This is a genomic window from Acetobacter musti (assembly GCF_011516835.1).
Classification (GTDB): domain Bacteria; phylum Pseudomonadota; class Alphaproteobacteria; order Acetobacterales; family Acetobacteraceae; genus Acetobacter; species Acetobacter musti.
This window is the reverse complement of record NZ_WOTB01000109.1, coordinates 1-1,013: the sequence shown is the minus strand read 5'-3', so window position 1 is coordinate 1,013 and position 1,013 is coordinate 1. Positions and strand designations below refer to the sequence as shown.

Genomic DNA, 1,013 nt, shown 5'->3' with positions numbered 1-1,013 from the left:
ACTGCATTGTCTTTCTGTGTTGTGGGGGCTGGTTTTAGTGGCGCTGTCATAGCCCGGCATCTTGCCGAACGCGGGCACAAGGTCACTCTTCTGGACGAGCGTCCGCATATTGGCGGTAATTGTTACACCGAGCGTGATGCGGAAACCGGTGTCATGGTGCATCGCTACGGTCCGCACATTTTTCACACTGCCGATCAGCGCGTCTGGGATTATGTCAGACGTTTCGGAACGTTTCATCCCTATATCAACCGTGTGAAAGCCGTTTCAGGGGGGCATGTCTACTCCCTGCCTGTCAATCTTCTGACAATCAACCAGTTCTTTGGCACCGTCATGGGGCCGAAGGAGGCCCGGGAATTCATTGAGGCAAAGGCTGACAGGTCCATCACCGAACCCCGGTCCTTTGAAGAGCAGGCGTTAAGCATGATCGGCCCCGAGCTCTATCGGGCTTTTTTCTATGGCTACACACGCAAACAATGGGGGCTTGAGCCAACCGAACTGCCCGCCTCCATTCTCAGACGTCTGCCTCTGCGCTTCAACTACGACGACAATTACTTCAGTCACCCGTATCAGGGAATGCCCGAGGAAGGTTATACCGCCATCATCCGGAATATTCTTGATGTAGATGGGATCAGTATCCGGACGTCCTGCTCTTTCGAGAATATCGAAGAAGATTTCACGCATATCTTCTATACCGGACCGATCGACCGTTATTTTAAATTCAGACTTGGGCGGCTCGGATACAGAACGCTTGACTTTGAGCGGTTTACCGATGACGGAGATCATCAGGGTACCGCTGTCATCAATTACTGCGATGAACAGGTCCCTTTCACGCGGATCTCCGAACATAAGCATTTCGCTCCATGGGAGCAGCATAAGTTCTCAAAGACTGTTTGCTTTCGCGAATACAGCCGCCTTGCTGAGCAGGAGGACGTGCCTTATTATCCGATCCGGCAGGTTAACGAAAAACGTATGCTTGACAGCTACATAGAACTCGCCCGGCAGCAAAAAGGGGT

1 protein-coding gene is annotated in these 1,013 nt (G+C 52.1%); it reads left to right on the top strand.

Annotation, left to right across the window (positions count from 1 at the left end):
- Positions 1–6: 6 nt before the first annotated feature.
- A partial coding sequence (locus tag GOB93_RS20955) for a UDP-galactopyranose/dTDP-fucopyranose mutase family protein (RefSeq protein ID WP_173585277.1) occupies positions 7–1,013 on the top strand: 1,007 nt, incomplete at its 3' end.